Origin of the sequence: Maricaulis sp. (assembly GCF_017643475.1) — a bacterium.
Lineage (GTDB): Bacteria > Pseudomonadota > Alphaproteobacteria > Caulobacterales > Maricaulaceae > Maricaulis.
Map to the genome: position 1 here is coordinate 1355357 of NZ_JAEPNI010000001.1, position 15869 is coordinate 1371225.

Consider the following 15869-nt stretch of genomic DNA (forward strand, 5'->3'; position numbering starts at 1 on the left):
CCCTTAGCGAAGGTTGGAAGAGGTGGCGAGCATCTCGTCGGCGGCTGTGATCACGCGTGCATTCATCTCATAAGCGCGCTGGGCGGAGATGAGGGCCGTGATTTCAGCGACCGAATTGACGTTCGAACCCTCCAGGAAACCCTGGTTGATTTCGCCAAAGCCCGGTGAGCCAGGCGTGCCGGTCGTTGCTGCGCCGGATGCAGCGCTTTCCAGGAAGAGATTATTGCCGATCGCTTCGAGGCCAGCGCTGTTGAGGAAGCTGGAGAGTTCCAGCTGGCCAACCGTTTGCGGCGCGGTCTGACCATCGATCAGGACCTGGACCTGGCCCTGGGGATTGATGTTGATGTCGCGAACGCCGTTCGGGATGGCGATGCCCGGAGCGACAACATAACCCTGAGCGGTGACCAGCTGGCCGTCCGGGCTCGTGGCAAAGCTGCCAGAACGGGTGAAGGCGTCGCTGCCATCCGGCATCTGGACCCGGAAATAGCCCTGGCCGGAGATGGCGAGATCGTAGTCATTCCCGGTATTGTTCAGCGAACCCTGTTCGGTAATGCGGTAGATAGAGGAGGTGTCGACACCTAGGCCGACCTGGACGCCGGTCGGGACGATGGTGCCGGCGTCCGAGCTGTCCACGCCCATGGACTGGACGTTCTGGTAGAGAAGGTCCTGGAATTCGGCTCGCTGGCGCTTGAACCCCGTAGTGTTCATGTTGGCCAGGTTGTTCGAGATGACCTCGACGTTGAGCTGTTGGGCTTCCATGCCCGTCGCGGCGGTAGAGAGTGCGCGCATGATAGGGCTCCTTCCTTATGCCTTGCCGAGGCGCTCGATGGCGCGACGGTTCAGGTCTTCTGCATCTTTCAAGAATTTCGACACCGAGGCGTAGCTGCGCATGATCTGCATCATGTCCGTCAGCTCGACGACGGAGGAGACGTTGGATCCCTCCACATAGCCCTGGTGGACAACCGCATCGAACATGGCCAGCGGCTCAGCTTCCTCCGGTGCCAGTTCGAGCGAGTAGCGGCCATTGCCTTCCTTGGACAGGTTGCCACGATTGACGATGTCAAACACACCGATCCGGCCAACCTGGACGCCGTCCTCGACGACAGCGCCGCCATCCATGACGCGGATGTTCTCGGCATTCGGATTGAGAATGATCGGGGCGCGGGTGTCTGCATCGAGGACGGGGGAGCCGTCCGCGCTGACCAGCTGACCGATATTGTCGACATTGAAACGGCCATCCCGTGTGTATTCGGTGCCGTTATTGGTCTCCAGGCCGAAGAAGCCGTCGCCTTCGATGGCGAAGTCATAGGTGCGGTTGGTGAGTTCCAGCTCGCCCTGGCTGAAATCGCGGCCCATGCCCCACGTATTGACGTATTGGAGCTCGGATGGGCCGTCGGAATGTTCCGCGGTGCGCGCCGGACTGTTTTCCAGCAGCAGCGTTTCGACCTTGAAGCCGGTCGTGTTCGCGTTGGCAATATTGTTGGCCACAACATCCATAGACCGTCGAAGGGTCATCTGGCGCGTCAGGCCGATCATCAGTGCGTTGTCCATCGGGTGGTCTCCATTCTGGATGACACGTCCACCATCATCTGTGGCGGTTGCTGACCATGCTGCACAGGGCGTGCCAAGGTTAACGCCCAAGGAAAACAAGGGTTAAGCGGGACAGGTCTGCGTGGGGCGGAAAGTGTTGCCGGAACCAATGGTGCCTGTGCTGGGCAGAATTTTCCCCTCTGCGCGCAAAAGCTACGGAAGGTTAACGACTCTGGCCGTTAATAACTTCAGATGATTCCCTAGACGGAGTTCGCAATGTCGGACGAAAACGACGATATCGAGGAAGAAGGCGCTGAGGGCGAGGAGGGCAAGAAGAAAGGCCTTCCAAAGATTGTGCTGTTTGGCGGCCTGGGCGGAGTGATCCTGCTGCTGGGCGCTGCTGCTGCCTTTTTTCTGCTGTCCGGTGGTGACGACGAACACGCTGTCGCCGAAGGCGAGCATGGCGAAGAAGGCGGCTATGAGAGCGCCGACGCGCATCATTCCGACGAAGTATATTATTACGACCTGCGTGACGGCGACGGCACGGAAGAGACCATCACCACGAATATTCGTGCTGTGGATGGCCGTCCGGTCATTGTCCAGTTCAAGCTGACCTTTGAATCGTCTCGCGACGATCTGGGGCCAATCCTTGAAGAGCATGTCGACCCGATCATGGACCAGTTCATCGTCTTCCTGCGCGAGCTGCGCGAGGACGATCTCTACGGCTCTGCCGGCATGCATCGTGTACGACTGGAATTGCTCCGGAGAGTGAATCTTGCCATCGAACCTGCACAGGTCGACGCCGTGTGGATTCAAGAATTTATGATTGTTGATTAAGGCAAGCGAGAATGTCTGAAGACGATCCAATGGACCAGGATGCCCTGGCCGCAGAATGGGAGGCCATGGCCGAAGACGGCGATGACCTTGATCTTGCGTCCGAATGGGAAGCCATGGTTGGCGCCGAGGAGGACGAACAGGACCTCCCGACCGTCGGCGGTGGCCCCGAGCGCATCCTCAACCAGGATGAAATTGACAGCCTTCTGGGCTTCTCCCTGTCTGATGATGACGGGGCGGACAAGTCCGGTATCAGGGCTATTATCAATTCGGCACTGGTCTCCTACGAGCGCCTGCCGATGCTCGAGATCGTCTTTGATCGCCTCGTGCGTTTGATGACGACCTCGCTGCGCAATTTCACCTCGGACAATGTCGAGGTCTCCCTCGACAATATCTCTTCCATTCGTTTCGGAGACTACCTCAACTCGATCCCGCTGCCGGCGATCCTAGCAGTGTTCCGTGCGCAGCAGCTGGACAATTACGGTCTGCTGACGGTCGACTCCAACCTGATCTATTCCATCGTGGATGTTCTGCTCGGCGGTCGCCGGGGCACGTCGGCGATGCGCATCGAGGGGCGTCCCTACACAACGATCGAGCGCATGCTGGTGCAGCGCATGATCGAAGTGGTCCTGGAAGACGCGAAGGCGGCATTCCAGCCGCTGACCGAGGTGGATTTCGATCTCGAGCGTGTTGAAACGAACCCGCGTTTTGCGGCGATCGCCCGCCCGGCCAATGCGGCCATTCTGGTCAAACTGCGCATCGACATGGAAGACCGCGGCGGACGCATCGAGCTGATGCTGCCCTACGCCACGCTGGAACCCATTCGTAAAATGCTGCTGCAGCAGTTTATGGGTGAGAAATTTGGACGCGACAATATCTGGGAAGGTCACCTGGCAACCGAGCTGTGGTCTACCAAGATGGAAGTGCACGCTGTCCTCGACGAACAGAAGGTTTCGCTGGGAACCGTTGCCGATCTCAAGGTCGGTGACACGCTCTTCCTGGATGCGTCACCGATGAGTGAAGTGGAACTGCGTTGCGGTTCCGTACCCCTGACCCGCGGCCGTATGGGTCGTATCGGACATAATGTTGCCCTGCGTCTGAGCGGACCGCTCTCGCCGGGGGCCAAGCGCGCAATGATGAGGTTCTCATGACCCTGGCTGGACTGGTATTCGAAGGTGTCGTCGCAGGTTTGCTGCTGCTGGCTGTCATCATGTGCTGGCGCGTAGATCGCCGTCTGAATGCGCTCAAGACGGGCCAGGATGGTGTGCGTGAGTCAGTCGTTCAGCTCAATGATGCGACAGATCGTGCACGTGCTGCGCTTGCGGCGCTGGAGCGTGCCACCCGCGAGAATGGTGACATTCTCGAGCGGCGCGTCCAGGACGCACGAGCCCTGTCCGACGAGCTTCGCCTGATGACGGGCAAGGCCGACCGATCGGCGGACAGCATGACACGTCGCCCGGCACGCAAGCGAGCCGCGGACATTTTCCCGCAGGGCGCGGGTTCCTCGGTTCTCAATGATCTCAAGGATGTAAGGTAAGATCATGGCTCAGCCGATCCGCCTCTTCTCAATCATCGCAATTCTGGCCGGCGGTCTGTTCGGTCTGAAAGCGATCTCGGTCACCAACAACGCCATCGACTTCTTCACAGCTGAAGCCGTGGCGATGGAGGCCGCGCCGCCTGCGGAAGAGGCTGGTCAGGATGATGACCAGGCCGACGATGAATACGCTGAACCGGAACAGCCGCTGGCGGAGGTTCCCGACGTCAATTCTGCCTTCCAGCAGCGCCTCGCCAATCGCGTGCGCAGCGGCGAGGAAGAGGATGTACTCCGGGCGCTCCGCGATCGTCGCGATGAACTCGATACCCGCGAAGCGGAGCTGGATACCCGCGAGGCCATGATGCTCGCGATGGAACAGCGCGTTGATGACCGTATTGCCGAGCTGGAGAACCTGCGCAACGAGATCAATGTGCTGTTCGGCCAGCTCGATGACATGGAAGAGCAGGACATGACCCGCATCATCAACTGGTACAGTTCGATGGCCGATAACGATGCGGGCGGGGCAGCTACACGTTTTTCCGCGCTTGACCCCCAGGTCCAGCTGCAGATTGCCTCGCAGATGTCCGAGCGAAAATTCGCCCCTATCCTGGCTGAAATGCAGCCGAACGAGGCGGCGACCCTGACCCAGTTGATGGCGAGCCGCGGAGATCTGCCGGAAACCCTGGATGAGCTGGAGGCCCGGCTTGCCGAAGAGAATTAGACACAATCGTCTACTCTACGGAGCCGCGCTGGCACTCGTCCTCAGCACACCGGCTCTGGCCCAGGCGCCCGCCGACATCCGTGTCGAGCGGGCGGGTGCCAATGTGCGTCTGATTCTGGACTATCCCGACAGCTATCAGGACAGCCTTCCGACGGCTGATGTCGACATCGAACACACGGTTCTGATCGCCGCGCTCAGCGAGCCAATTTCCGCCGATGTCGCTGATTTGGTTGACGAACTTGGCAGTGTCGCCGCGCGCGCGAGACTCGATCCGGATGGTCGAACATTGCGTATCGCGCTTAACGGCCAGGCGGATACCCATACCTCTGCAAGCTATGATCATATCGCCATCGATATCGTGCCGCGTGGTGCTGCAGCGCCCGCCGGTATCATCTCGCCGCGCGAGCAGGCCGAGATCGATGCGGCCGTTGAAGCCGAGCGACTGGCGCTGGAAGAGGCCAATGCCGAGCCGGAAGGCCCACCACCGGTTCCGCCGCTGCCGGTCGAACTGCGGGTCGGTCAGGCGACGGAATACACCCGGGTTGAACTGATCTGGCCGGAAATGGTCGATTACGCAATCCGCCAGAATGACAATGTTGCCGAAGTGCGATTCTCGCGTCCGGCCGAAATTGATCTGGCCCGGCTGGCTGGGTCCCCGCCGCGTTTTCTTCGCAATGCCTCAGGGCGTCGGGAAGGCGATGAATGGGTGCTGCGCCTGGTCATGGAAGAGGGCATCCGTGCCGGCGCCTGGAGCGAGGATGGTCGGGTTTCTATCGATATGGTCGATCCGGACGCTGACAACACCCAGGCCTTGCTGGCCCAGCTGGCAGAGCTGATCCCGGAAAACCAGCAGCAGGAGGCGGATGATTCCGGCTTCGAGCCAGCCCCCGAAAGCTATGCCGGTGAGACCGCGCTTGCCGAGGACCGTTTCGACAGCTTTGCCGAAGACGGGTTGGAAGATGTCACCGAACTGCCGGATGCGCCCCTTGAACCCGATCGCGATCCCGTGCCTGAAGACGGTGTGGTGCATGTCGCTGTTACGGAGTTCAATGGTGACCTGCGCACCGAATTTGCCTGGGCCGGTCCGGTGGGCGCGTCGGTCTTCCGTCGCGGTCGCGCTATCTGGATCGTCTTTGACGCCGCCGCCGATCTCGACCTGAACGAGCTCGGGCACCGCGATCGCCGTCATGTCCAGGGCTATCAGATTGTGCGCGGTGAGGATTTTGTCGCTGCTCGCCTGGAGGTTCCCGAGACAACCCAGGCAGAGGCCCGCCTGGAGGGCGATGAGTGGGCGGTTGTTTTCTCTGAGCGTATTGATTCCCCGCCGCGCCCGGTCAATGTCCGCCGCGATGCCCGTCGTGGACGTCTGGGGCGGATTCTCGTTGGTCTGACGGCTCCGAGCGCGGTGAGATGGGTCGATGATCCAGTCGTGGGCGATCGCCTCGGTGTGATAACAGCGGATGGCCCGGTCCAGGGGCTGGCGTCCCGTCGCGCCTTTGTTGGCGGAGCTCTGCTGCCTTCAGCACAAGGTGCTGCGGTAGAGGCGCTGGCAGAGGATCTGTTGATCTCGATCAACGGGGCCGGCGCCATTATCGGGCGCCCCGAAGGGCTTGACCTGACGCCATCGAGCGACGGCAGTCGCTCGCAGGGTGGTAGCTCCGTTCTCGCCAATATCGCGTCTCCGGCGCTGATGGATTTCGATAACTGGCGTGGCGAGGGCTATTTCGCTGATGAGTGGGCTGACCGCCTGCGGCGTGCAGCCATGGAAAACGGGCCGGACGGGCATATTACCCTGGCGCGCTTTCTGTTGGCCAACAACCTGGCCCCCGAAACGCTTGGCATGCTCAACCTGGCTGTCAGCAATGAACCCGAGCTGGGTGCCGACCATCACATCCGTGCCATGCGCGGGGTTGCCAGTTACATGCTGCACCGTCTGGATGATGCCGAGGCCTATCTGTCCAATGCCGGGCTTGTGGCTGATCCGGCGACAGACATGTGGCGTGGCCTGATCGCGGTCGAGCAGGAGCGCTGGGAAGATGCGCGGCGTCGTCTCGGCGCTGGCGCGGATGCCGCCTATTTCTACCCGCCGGTCTGGCAGGCGCGTTACGAGGCTGCCCTTGCCCGCGCGACGCTGGAACTGGGTGACTTCGCAGCGGCGGAACAGCATCTGTACGCCATCGAGGCCGGTGAACCGGACGAGCAGACCCAGCTGGACGCTGCCTATGTCGCGGCCCGTCTGGATGAGGCGCGCGGCAACCTCGACAGCGCGATCGAGCAGCTCGAAGTGCTGGCGCAATCGGGCAATCCGCCCATGGAAGCCCGCGCCATCTATGAACTGACCCGGGCCCGTCTGGCGGCCGAGCAGATCACGCGCGAACAGGCGATTGATGAGCTGGAAAACCTGCGTTTCCGCTGGCGCGGGGACAGCATTGAATCCGACACGATCCGCACGCTGGGCGAGCTGTATGTCTCGGCCGGCGAGTTTGGTCTGGGTCTGGAGGTGATGGCGCGCGGCCAGACCCGTTTCGAAGACAATGAAGCCGGTCGCCGGATCTTCGACGACATGAATTCGACCTTCCGCCGTCTCTTCCTGGACGGTGAGGCGGATCGCATGGACCCGGTCGAGGCCGTCGCGCTGTTCTATCAATACCAGCACCTCGCGCCGATTGGTACGGATGGTGATCGCATGATCCGCCGCCTTGCCGACCGGCTGATCGCCTTTGACCTGCTGGACCCGGCCTCGGAATTGCTGCAGCACCAGGTCGACAATCGTCTGCGCGAACCGCTCGCCCGTGCGCGTGTCGCCACCGATCTGGCCGTCGTCTACCTGATGGACCATCGTTATGAAGACGCGATGCGCACGATCCAGGGCTCCCGGGTCGCCGGTCTGCCGCGTCAGCTGGTCAATGAGCGTTACCTTCTGGAAGCGCGCGCGCTGTCAGAGCTGGGACGCGCGGATACCGCGCTGGAACTGATTGCCGGCGATACCAGCCCCGAAGCCATTCGGCTGCGTGCCGACATCGCCTGGGAAAACCGCGACTGGCCGGCCACGGGCCGCCGTCTCGAGCGCATCCTCGCTGACCGCTACCAGGACGCAGCGCCGCTGACCCCGTCTGAACAGAATGATCTCATGCGCGCTGCCATTGCCTATTCGCTCTCCGAGGACCGTGACAGCTCTGCGCGTCTGGGTGAGCGTTATGGTGCGGCCATGGACCTGACCGACCAGGCTGCGGCCTTCGAGCTGCTGACGGACAACTCGCTGCCTGCCGGCAATGTCCGCTTCAACGACTTGGCTGGCCAGATCGCCGGTATCGACACGCTGGACGCCTTCATGGAGCCCTTCCGTCGGCGATTTGATGGCGGCGGGGCTTAGAGCGCGGGCTGGGATTGCCGGCTCAGGTGTTGAAGTTGAAAATGCCAGTGGCACATGCTTAAGCTGAGTGATGATCTGGATTATTGGTCTCGGTATCGCGAGCCTTCTTGCGTACTTCATTTTGATATCTGTTTCGCGCCCTGCGTTGAAACGTGATCTGTTGCGGATCATGCGCTGGGGCCTTGTCATTTCCGGCGCGCTTTGGTGCGGAGCATTCGGTCTTGAGTTGATGTTGGTGGATGAGTATCGGCACGACGTCAGACAGGTCTATTTCTCGATTCAGATCGTTTGGTTTCTTGGCGGCGTCTTCTATTGGGTCGCCAAGAGCACACGTGCAGCGAGGGCTGAGACGTCGCGTGACGCGACGGTCAGCGAGCCTTTCCCGTCGAACAAATAGGAATCCCGTCTCGTGGCGCGACCGCGAAGCTGGCGTATTCCGGGAGCTGTTGGGGGCCTGGTCTGCGCCCCGCTGCGTCAGCTGAGCACTCAGGTTTGCGCGTCGAAAAAGTTAGAAGATGAGTTGGGAGACGATCGACCAAGTTGTCATAAAGGCAATGCCAAAATAGACGAGTTCGGCTTGCCAACCGAACACAGTTCCAACTGCGTAAACAGCTACGCTTGAGGCAACACCGGCAATCGTCATCAGCGGCGCCAGCTTCCAGCAGCGAATATTCTCTCCCATGAGAGGCTGAAGACGAAGAGCTGAAACGCGAAACACCGTGTAGGCCAGCGCAGATAAGCAGAAATAGGGAATTAGATCTGGTGGAAAGCCTACAAAGATTGGCATGAAGCAGAAGAACACGGGTAACCAGACGGTCGCCAATCCAATTTCGAACCTAATCGAGTGCGGTCTTAATTGGTCACTTGCTTGGTCAGTCATCGCTCATCTTTCAACGAAAGTACCAATCTACCCCGGTAATGTCCCGAAACTCTGCACCAGCGAGCCGGTCACCAGTCTCCAGCCATCCACAAGCACGAAGAAAATCAGCTTGAAGGGCAGGGAGATGACGACCGGTGGCAGCATCATCATGCCCATCGACATCAGGATCGAGGCGACCACGAGGTCGATGATCAGGAAGGGGATGAAGAGCAGGAAGCCGATCTCGAAGGCGCGGCGCAGTTCGGAGATCATGAAGGCAGGCGTGACGACCCAGAAAGAGGTCTCTTCCGGCGTGGCCGGGATCGGGTCCTGGGACATATTGATGAACAACTCGAGATCATCCTCGCGTACATGGCTGAGCATGAAGGTCTTCAGCGGCGCTGACGTGCGTTCGAAACTTTCCGTCAGCTCGATCTGGTCGTTCAACAGCGGCTCGATGCCCTCATTGTAGGACTCGGTAAAGACCGGTGCCATGATGAAGGCGGTCAGGAAGAGTGACAGGCTGACCAGAACCGCATTGGGCGGGCTTTGCTGCAGGCCAAGGCCGGTTCGCAGCAGCGACAGGACCACGACAATCCGCACGAAACTCGTCGTCATGATGACGATCGACGGCGCCAGCGACAGCACTGTGATCAACGCGATCAGTTGCAGCACGCGCTCGGTCAGCTCGCCTTCAGAACCGGTGTCGATGGTCACGCTCTGCGCTTCGGCGCCGCCGGCGCCCAGGAGCATCATCAGGCCGATAACGAAGAGAGCAAAAGTAAGCCAGAAGCCTTTGCGCATCACGGCATCTCCGCACGGCTGGGGACCGGCTTGGCCGGCTGGGATTTGATGACGGTCTCGCTTTCCACGCCCAGAAGCACGATGTGTTCCTCGTCATCGGCCTGGAGAATGACCAGGCGCCGACGCGGGTCGATGATCAAGCTCTCGCGTACTTTGAGGCGCCGGTCATCGATGGCGACCATGCGGGTCAGACCGGTCAACTGGTTGAAAATCCAGCCCCTCTGTATCGCCATGGCCAGGAGGCCGAATGCCCCCAGCAAGCCGGCCAGCACAACGAGTGCGAGGAAGTATTGCGTCATATCCATCGTAACCGTCACCGAAACCGGCAAATCGCCTGCTGAGTCATGGGATATCCGTCTTTTGCGGTGCGCCGGTTAAACCCTCGTTAACCGTGCGGGCGCAGCCTAGTCACAGGTTATTAAGGGGATTCGCTCATGCGGCCCGATGATGTGCCCCTCTTGGCACTCCTTCGACAGGAAATGAACTTCAGCTCGGAACGCCAGCGCGTCATTGCCAACAATGTCGCCAATGCGAATACGCCGGGTTTTGTCGCTCAGGACCTCGACCGCGCCGAATTCGAGCGCACCGTCAGCGAAGTGATGAGCCAGCGCCGCAGCGCCAACGGCATGCGTCTGCGCACCACGCGCGATGGTCACATGTCCGGAACCGCTCCTGTGGACACGTCTGCGCGGACCTGGTCGACCCAGGATACTCCGGACAGTGAAACGACGATCAACGGCAATTCCGTTGTCCTGGAAGAACAGATGGTCAAGGCGAATGAAACGCGCATGCGTTACGAATCCGCCCTCAGCCTCTATCAGAAAAGCCTCGGCCTGATCCGGACCGCGATCCGGACACCGACATAGGCGGGAAAGGGATAAGCCATGGCTGATCCTCGCGATTCGATGATGGTTTCCGCGATGGGCATGCGAGCCCAGTCCGCGCGCATGCGCATCATTTCGGAAAATATTGCGAATGTGAATTCTACGTCGCGTGAAGCGGGCGGGGAACCTTATCGCCGCCAGCTCCCGGTTTTCGAGGCCGAGCTGGACCGCGCCACCGGAATGAGCATGGTCCGCATGACGGACGCTGTGCACGACAATTCAGAGTTCACCCTGCGTCACGAGCCGGACCACCCGGCCGCGAATGCAGATGGTTATGTCATGTATTCCAATGTCAACACTTTCATCGAGATGGCGGACATGCGCGAAGCGATGCGCAGCTATGAAGCCAACCTCAACATGATCGAAAATCACCGGCGCATGCTCGAGCGTACGCTGGACCTTCTGCGCCGCTAAACGCTGGCGCTGGCCCCCAGGGAGTAGAAACTCATGGCCATTGATCCTTCAGGCCTCCAGGCCTATCAGCAGACCATGCGCGCGGCGCAGGACGCGATGAGCAGCGGTTCGGCCGCTGCAAGTGGAAGCGACAATGTCGACTTTACCGGGCTGGTCATGGACTCTATCTCCCAGGCCCAGGGCACCATTCAGGGCGCCGAGCAAGCCTCAGCCGCCTCCGTCGTTGGTCAGGCGGATTTGGTGGATGTCGTAACGGCTGTGTCTGCTGCCGAAGTCACGCTGGAAACCGTCGTTGCGGTGCGGGACCAGGTGGTCAAAGCCTATCAGGAAATTCTCCGCATGCCGATTTAACGGCGTGAAGTCAGACGTTTGGACGGCCGCTCGATCGAGCGGCTGTTTTTCTTTCTAAGGTTTCTCACTTTTTCGCGACGGGGTTCTCTCCGGCGTCCCGTTCTACTCTGCGAGGGAAAACCTAACCGCGGGGGCGGGACAGGAGTGAGTACATGTTCGCGCAAGCGACGGGTAAGCCGACCCAGGGGCTGAAACTGGGAAGCATCATCATTTCTTGTGTTATCGCGTTGACGGGCTGTGGCGGCGGAGGTGGCGGATCCACGTCAACCGGCGGGACAGGCGGTGGCGGAGGAGGCGGTCAGAACACCAATTCTGCGCCGACTGTCGCGAACGCGAATCTGGACCAGGCCGCCACGATCGGTGAGGAATTTATCTACGATCCGACCCAGGGCGGCACGACGTTCTCGGACCCGGACGGTGATACGCTGAGTTATGATGTCACGCTGGCGCCGGCCAATACGGGGCTGGACGTGCAGGGAACGAACATTGCCGGCACGCCGGACCGGGAGGTCAATGTCACGGCAACGATTACCGCCAGTGACCCGATGGGCCTCACGGCGAGTGACCAGTTCACGATCTTCATCCAGCCTGATCATGATGTGCGCTCACTGGCAGGGCTCGCGGGACTGCGATTTGCGGTCGACCAGGCCGTGAATTTCGATCCGGCTTCATGGGCCGGGCAGTTTGAGGATCCGTCCGGTAACGGGCTGGATATCCAAATCGAACTGGTGACCCCTGTGCCGGGTCTGGCCGTGGAAAACGGTGCCCTGGTCGGACGGCCGACCACAGCCGGTGTCTTCTCCGCCACGCTGACCGCCAGCAATGGTTCCGGCGAAGATGCCGTGAAGACCGTCAGCCTGGTCATCATCCGCGCGTCCACCACAAGTGCGCCGGACCTGCCGGGAATGCCGTTCGACTATATCGCCTATTCGCAGGATGATACGCCGCTGCACTTTCGCGAGGGCGGAAACAACAACATCGCGGCGACGGATAATACGCCGAACGATAACCCCCTCACCAATGAAGGCGCGACGCTGGGCCGGGTCCTGTTCTATGACACACGCCTGTCCGTGAATGGCACCGTCTCCTGTTCGAGCTGTCATGTGCAGGCGTTCAGCTTCGGCGAGCCCAGCCAGTTCTCTACGGGTTTTGACGGACAGATCACTGATCGCAATGCGCCGCACATCGCCAATGCGCGCTTTTATCGCCGGGGCAACATGTTCTGGGACGAGCGCGCGGACAGCCTGGAAGACCAGGCGCTGGGACCGATCCAGTCTCCCGTTGAGATGGGCAATACCCTGGCCAATGTCGTGGCCACGGTGGAAAATCTCGCCTTCTACCCACCTCTGTTCGAAGCGGTCTTCGGCGATGATGAAGTCACCGCGGAGCGGATCGGCTTGGCGTTGGCGCAGTTCCAGCGGGCCATGGTGAGTTACCAGTCCGATTTCGACACAGCGGTGATCGGCGACAACCCGAACGCCAACACGCCGGATTTTGTTGGCCGTCTGACCCAGCAGGAGCTGCACGGCATGGCACTGTTCCAGCCGGTTGATGCCGCGGATCTTGCCCAGGCCGGACTGCCGCCGATCCAGACGATGGGCTGTAACCAGTGTCATCAGACCAATGCCCAGATCTATGTCAGGCCACCCCAGAATATCGGTCTGGATGCGACTGTTGTCGGCGTCGGGGCGACTGGAGACGATGATTTCAAGTCACCCAGCCTGCGCAATGTCGAACTGACAGCGCCCTACATGCATGATGGCCGTTTCGACACGCTGGAGGAGGTGGTCGATTTCTACGCCACCGGCGTCCAGGACAATGGCGAGACCAGCAATCTCCTGCGTCAGGGAAACAATGCCGGTGCGCCGATCCAGCGCTTTGACCTGGACGCTGAGGATGTCGCCGCGCTGGTCGCCTTCATGTCGAGCTTCACCGATACGAGTTTCACCGCAGAAGAAGCCTTCTCGGATCCGTTCGAGGAGTGAGTGCCGTGAAACACCCTCTTCTTTTGGGGAGGGAGAGGGTGAGAACGAGGGGCCGGCTCAGAACCACCGGCCCCTCGTTTGTTGTTGAAAAAAGGCCGCTCCGTCCGGAGCAGCCTTTTAGCGATATTGTCTATTTAGTAGTGAGTGAATAATATGCAGCCTATGGTATAAATTCGTGATGGACGCATACGAGACAGTCTACGTCATGGCAAGCCGTCCGCGCGGCGCACTGTACACCGGTCGGACAAAAGACCTGGTGCGGCGTGTGTGGGAGCACCGAACAGGTTTTTTGCGCGGTCACACAAAGAAGTACTCGATCAACCAACTCGTCTATTTCGAGCCCCATGACCACTGGGAGGCCGCGTGGCGGAGGGAGCAGCAAATCAAGCGCTATCCGCGTGCGTGGAAATTCAATCTGATCGAGGATGGCAATCCGGGATGGAAAGACCTTTGGTTCGATATCACTGACCAAGGTCACAATCCATTTTCCCCCGGCCTTGTGCCGGGGCCTACGAACGAGTTCTAGCTTGCCAAGTGGTAGGTCCCGGAACTCGCTTCGCTCCTCCGGGAAAAACAGGAGTTGAATGCGAAAGGGCCGCACTGATCAAAATCAGTACGGCCCAATCATACGGGGTGCCGGCGGTGTTATTCGCCGGTCTCGGCGATGTAGGTGCGGACCTGTTCTTCCAGGATCGAAAGCGGCAAGGCGCCTTCACGCAGGATGACGTCGTGGAATTCACGGATGTCGTAATCCTCGCCCAGCTCTTCCTCGGCAATGCCGCGCAGGCGCAGGATTTCCAGCATGCCGATCTTGTAGGCCGTGGCCTGGCCGGCAAAGACGATGTAGCGGTCAATCGCGTTGATCGCATCGCCTTCCGGGTTCGGCGTATTTTCCATCAGATAATCGACAGCCTGCTGGCGCGTCCACTGGTTATGGTGCAGGCCGGTATCGACCACCAGGCGGCAAGCGCGCCACAGCTCCATAGCCAGGCGACCGAAGTTGGAATACGGGTCCGAGTAGAAGCCGAATTCCAGCGGGAAATACTCTGTGTAAAGGCCCCAGCCCTCGGTATAGGCCGTGTAGCCGCCAAACCGACGGAAGGCCGGAATGCCCTCCAGCTCTTGCATGATGGCCAGCTGCATGTGGTGACCCGGCGCGCCTTCGTGATAGGCGAGGGCTTCCATCTGGTAGGTCGGCATTTGCGCCATGTCGCGAAGGTTTGCGTAATAGATGCCCGGGCGGGAGCCATTGGCAGCGGGGCGCTGGTAGAAGGCCTTGCCGGCGGCGGCCTCACGGAAGGGCTCGACGCGGCGCACTTCCAGTTCCGCTTGCGGGAAGCGGTTGAACATCTGCGGCAGCGTCTCGACCATGGTGTCGATCATCGCTGTGGCGTCAGCCAGATAGGCTTCGCGGCCTTCATCCGTGTTGGGATAGTAGAACTGCTCGTCCGTGCGCATGAATTCAAAAAATTCCTGCAGCGAGCCCTCAAAACCGACCTGGGTCATGATGGCGCGCATTTCATTGTGAATGCGCTCGACCTCGGCGACGCCGAGCTGGTGGATCTCCTCGGCGGAGATATCCATCGTCGTATAGCCGTTGAGCAGGTGGTTGTAGTACTCGCCGCCCTGCGGGTGTTTCCAGACACCGTCATCCTCGCTGGCAACCGCTTCCTGTTCCTCGAACAGGGAAATCAGGCGACCATAGACCGGGGCGACGACCTCGGTCAGTGCGGCAGAGGCCTCCGCCAGCAGGCGGTTGGTCTCTTCCTCGCCCAGCTCCAGCGCGGTGACCTTGCGGCGGAAATCGCCCATCAGCGGGCTGTCTTCCCCGCTCTCGTCGAACGGCGCACCCGTGACGATGTTGCGCGAGGTCGCGATCATCGGCTGGTAGGTCCAGCGGGGCGTGTAGACACCCAGCTCGGCAGAGCGGCGGGAGTTCGCGATCTGCTGGTCCATATAGGCGCCCATATTGCGCAGACGGCCGATATAGGCCTCCGCATCTTCCGCCGTATCAACACGGTGATTGTTGATCAGGAAAGTCGGCGCATTCATGTGCGGACCGGAACGCGGTGTGAAGGTATAACCGTGATCCCACCACTGGCGACCGGCTTCGGCGCGGGCATTGTTGTACTCGGCCAGGCGCCAGGAAATCTGGGCGGAACGGTCCAGCGCATCAAAGTCGAAATTGTCCAGCATGTACTGATGCTGTTCACGACCCTGTTCGTACTGGCGCAGCTGTTCTTCCGGGGACGGGTCATCCCACTGGTCGTAATTGGTCTTCATGCCCAGGAAGGTCTGGTACATGGGCGATTCAGCGACACCCTGGTCGAAAACCTCCTGGAACCAGGCGTTAAGGCGATCACTCTCGGTTTCGACAGCCTCGTTGGCAGCCGTTTGGGTCTCGGCCTCGGCAGCGGTTTCCGCCGGTGCATTCGTGGCGGCGTTCTGGTCGTCAGCGGCCTCCGGCTGGCTGCAGGCGGCCAGCAAGGCGGCGACGGAGGCGCCGAGTGTCAGGTGTTTGAGATAGCTCATCTGGTTCCCCTCAGTGAAGCTTGGTGTATCGCAGAACGTGGAGCCCGG

Annotated in this window: 17 protein-coding genes; 11 read left to right on the forward strand and 6 right to left on the reverse strand. The window is 60.4% G+C overall.

What is annotated here, in order from left to right; translation table 11 throughout:
• Positions 1-3: 3 nt before the first annotated feature.
• Positions 4-789, reverse strand: a complete 786-nt coding sequence (flgG, locus tag JJ889_RS06540; protein WP_291892779.1) for a flagellar basal-body rod protein FlgG — start codon at positions 787-789, stop codon at positions 4-6.
• A 15-nt stretch (positions 790-804) separates the two neighbouring features.
• Positions 805-1551, reverse strand: a complete 747-nt coding sequence (locus JJ889_RS06545) for a flagellar hook-basal body complex protein (protein ID WP_291892782.1) — start codon at positions 1549-1551, stop codon at positions 805-807.
• Between the two features lie 255 nt (positions 1552-1806).
• Here JJ889_RS06545 and JJ889_RS06550 point away from each other — a divergent pair, with 255 nt between their 5' ends.
• The 6 genes from JJ889_RS06550 to JJ889_RS06575 all read left to right on the forward strand — a co-directional run bounded on the left by JJ889_RS06550 (position 1807) and on the right by JJ889_RS06575 (position 8389).
• A complete protein-coding gene (locus JJ889_RS06550) occupies positions 1807-2367 on the forward strand; it encodes a flagellar basal body-associated FliL family protein (protein ID WP_291892785.1) in 561 nt (186 codons plus the stop codon).
• Positions 2368-2480: 113 nt separating this feature from the next.
• Positions 2481-3515: a flagellar motor switch protein FliM gene (gene fliM / locus JJ889_RS06555; RefSeq protein WP_366940061.1), complete on the forward strand. Its 1035-nt coding sequence runs from the start codon at positions 2481-2483 to the stop codon at positions 3513-3515.
• Positions 3512-3901, forward strand: a complete 390-nt coding sequence (locus tag JJ889_RS06560) for a DUF6468 domain-containing protein (RefSeq protein ID WP_291892792.1) — start codon at positions 3512-3514, stop codon at positions 3899-3901. Before fliM ends, JJ889_RS06560 begins: the two co-directional genes overlap by 4 nt.
• 4 nt (positions 3902-3905) lie before the next feature.
• Entirely contained in the window at positions 3906-4619 is a 714-nt protein-coding gene (locus tag JJ889_RS06565; protein WP_291892794.1) for a hypothetical protein, read from the forward strand.
• Positions 4603-7992, forward strand: a complete 3390-nt coding sequence (locus JJ889_RS06570) for a hypothetical protein (protein WP_291892797.1) — start codon at positions 4603-4605, stop codon at positions 7990-7992. Before JJ889_RS06565 ends, JJ889_RS06570 begins: the two co-directional genes overlap by 17 nt.
• A 70-nt stretch (positions 7993-8062) precedes the next feature.
• On the forward strand, positions 8063-8389 hold the full coding sequence (locus JJ889_RS06575) for a hypothetical protein (protein WP_291892800.1): 327 nt from the start codon (positions 8063-8065) through the stop codon (positions 8387-8389).
• A gap of 111 nt (positions 8390-8500) precedes the next feature.
• Here the strand turns inward: JJ889_RS06575 and JJ889_RS06580 are convergent, their stop codons facing one another.
• Genes JJ889_RS06580 through JJ889_RS06590 form a run of 3 tightly spaced genes read right to left on the reverse strand, consistent with a single transcriptional unit; the run spans position 8501 to position 9960 of the window.
• Positions 8501-8872: a hypothetical protein gene (locus tag JJ889_RS06580; protein ID WP_291892803.1), complete on the reverse strand. Its 372-nt coding sequence runs from the start codon at positions 8870-8872 to the stop codon at positions 8501-8503.
• A 27-nt stretch (positions 8873-8899) separates the two neighbouring features.
• Positions 8900-9655: a flagellar type III secretion system pore protein FliP gene (gene fliP, locus JJ889_RS06585; RefSeq protein ID WP_291892804.1), complete on the reverse strand. Its 756-nt coding sequence runs from the start codon at positions 9653-9655 to the stop codon at positions 8900-8902.
• Positions 9655-9960: a flagellar biosynthetic protein FliO gene (locus tag JJ889_RS06590; RefSeq protein WP_291892807.1), complete on the reverse strand. Its 306-nt coding sequence runs from the start codon at positions 9958-9960 to the stop codon at positions 9655-9657. Before JJ889_RS06590 ends, fliP begins: the two co-directional genes overlap by 1 nt.
• 129 nt (positions 9961-10089) lie before the next feature.
• Here JJ889_RS06590 and flgB point away from each other — a divergent pair, with 129 nt between their 5' ends.
• The 5 genes from flgB to JJ889_RS06615 all read left to right on the forward strand — a co-directional run bounded on the left by flgB (position 10090) and on the right by JJ889_RS06615 (position 13815).
• Positions 10090-10521, forward strand: a complete 432-nt coding sequence (gene flgB / locus JJ889_RS06595; RefSeq protein ID WP_291892810.1) for a flagellar basal body rod protein FlgB — start codon at positions 10090-10092, stop codon at positions 10519-10521.
• 18 nt (positions 10522-10539) lie between these two features.
• Positions 10540-10953, forward strand: a complete 414-nt coding sequence (gene flgC / locus JJ889_RS06600; RefSeq protein ID WP_291892813.1) for a flagellar basal body rod protein FlgC — start codon at positions 10540-10542, stop codon at positions 10951-10953.
• 33 nt (positions 10954-10986) lie between these two features.
• Positions 10987-11304 carry a flagellar hook-basal body complex protein FliE gene (fliE, locus tag JJ889_RS06605; protein ID WP_291892816.1) on the forward strand — a complete coding sequence of 106 codons (318 nt, stop codon included), beginning with the start codon at positions 10987-10989 and terminating at the stop codon, positions 11302-11304.
• A 152-nt stretch (positions 11305-11456) separates the two neighbouring features.
• Positions 11457-13289, forward strand: coding sequence for a cytochrome c peroxidase (locus tag JJ889_RS06610; protein ID WP_291892819.1), 1833 nt, complete (start codon positions 11457-11459; stop codon positions 13287-13289).
• A gap of 205 nt (positions 13290-13494) precedes the next feature.
• Positions 13495-13815, forward strand: coding sequence for a GIY-YIG nuclease family protein (locus tag JJ889_RS06615; RefSeq protein WP_291892821.1), 321 nt, complete (start codon positions 13495-13497; stop codon positions 13813-13815).
• Between the two features lie 119 nt (positions 13816-13934).
• Here JJ889_RS06615 and JJ889_RS06620 read toward each other — a convergent pair whose 3' ends face one another.
• Positions 13935-15821 carry a DUF885 family protein gene (locus JJ889_RS06620; protein ID WP_291892823.1) on the reverse strand — a complete coding sequence of 629 codons (1887 nt, stop codon included), beginning with the start codon at positions 15819-15821 and terminating at the stop codon, positions 13935-13937.
• Between the last annotated feature and the right edge of the window lie 48 nt (positions 15822-15869).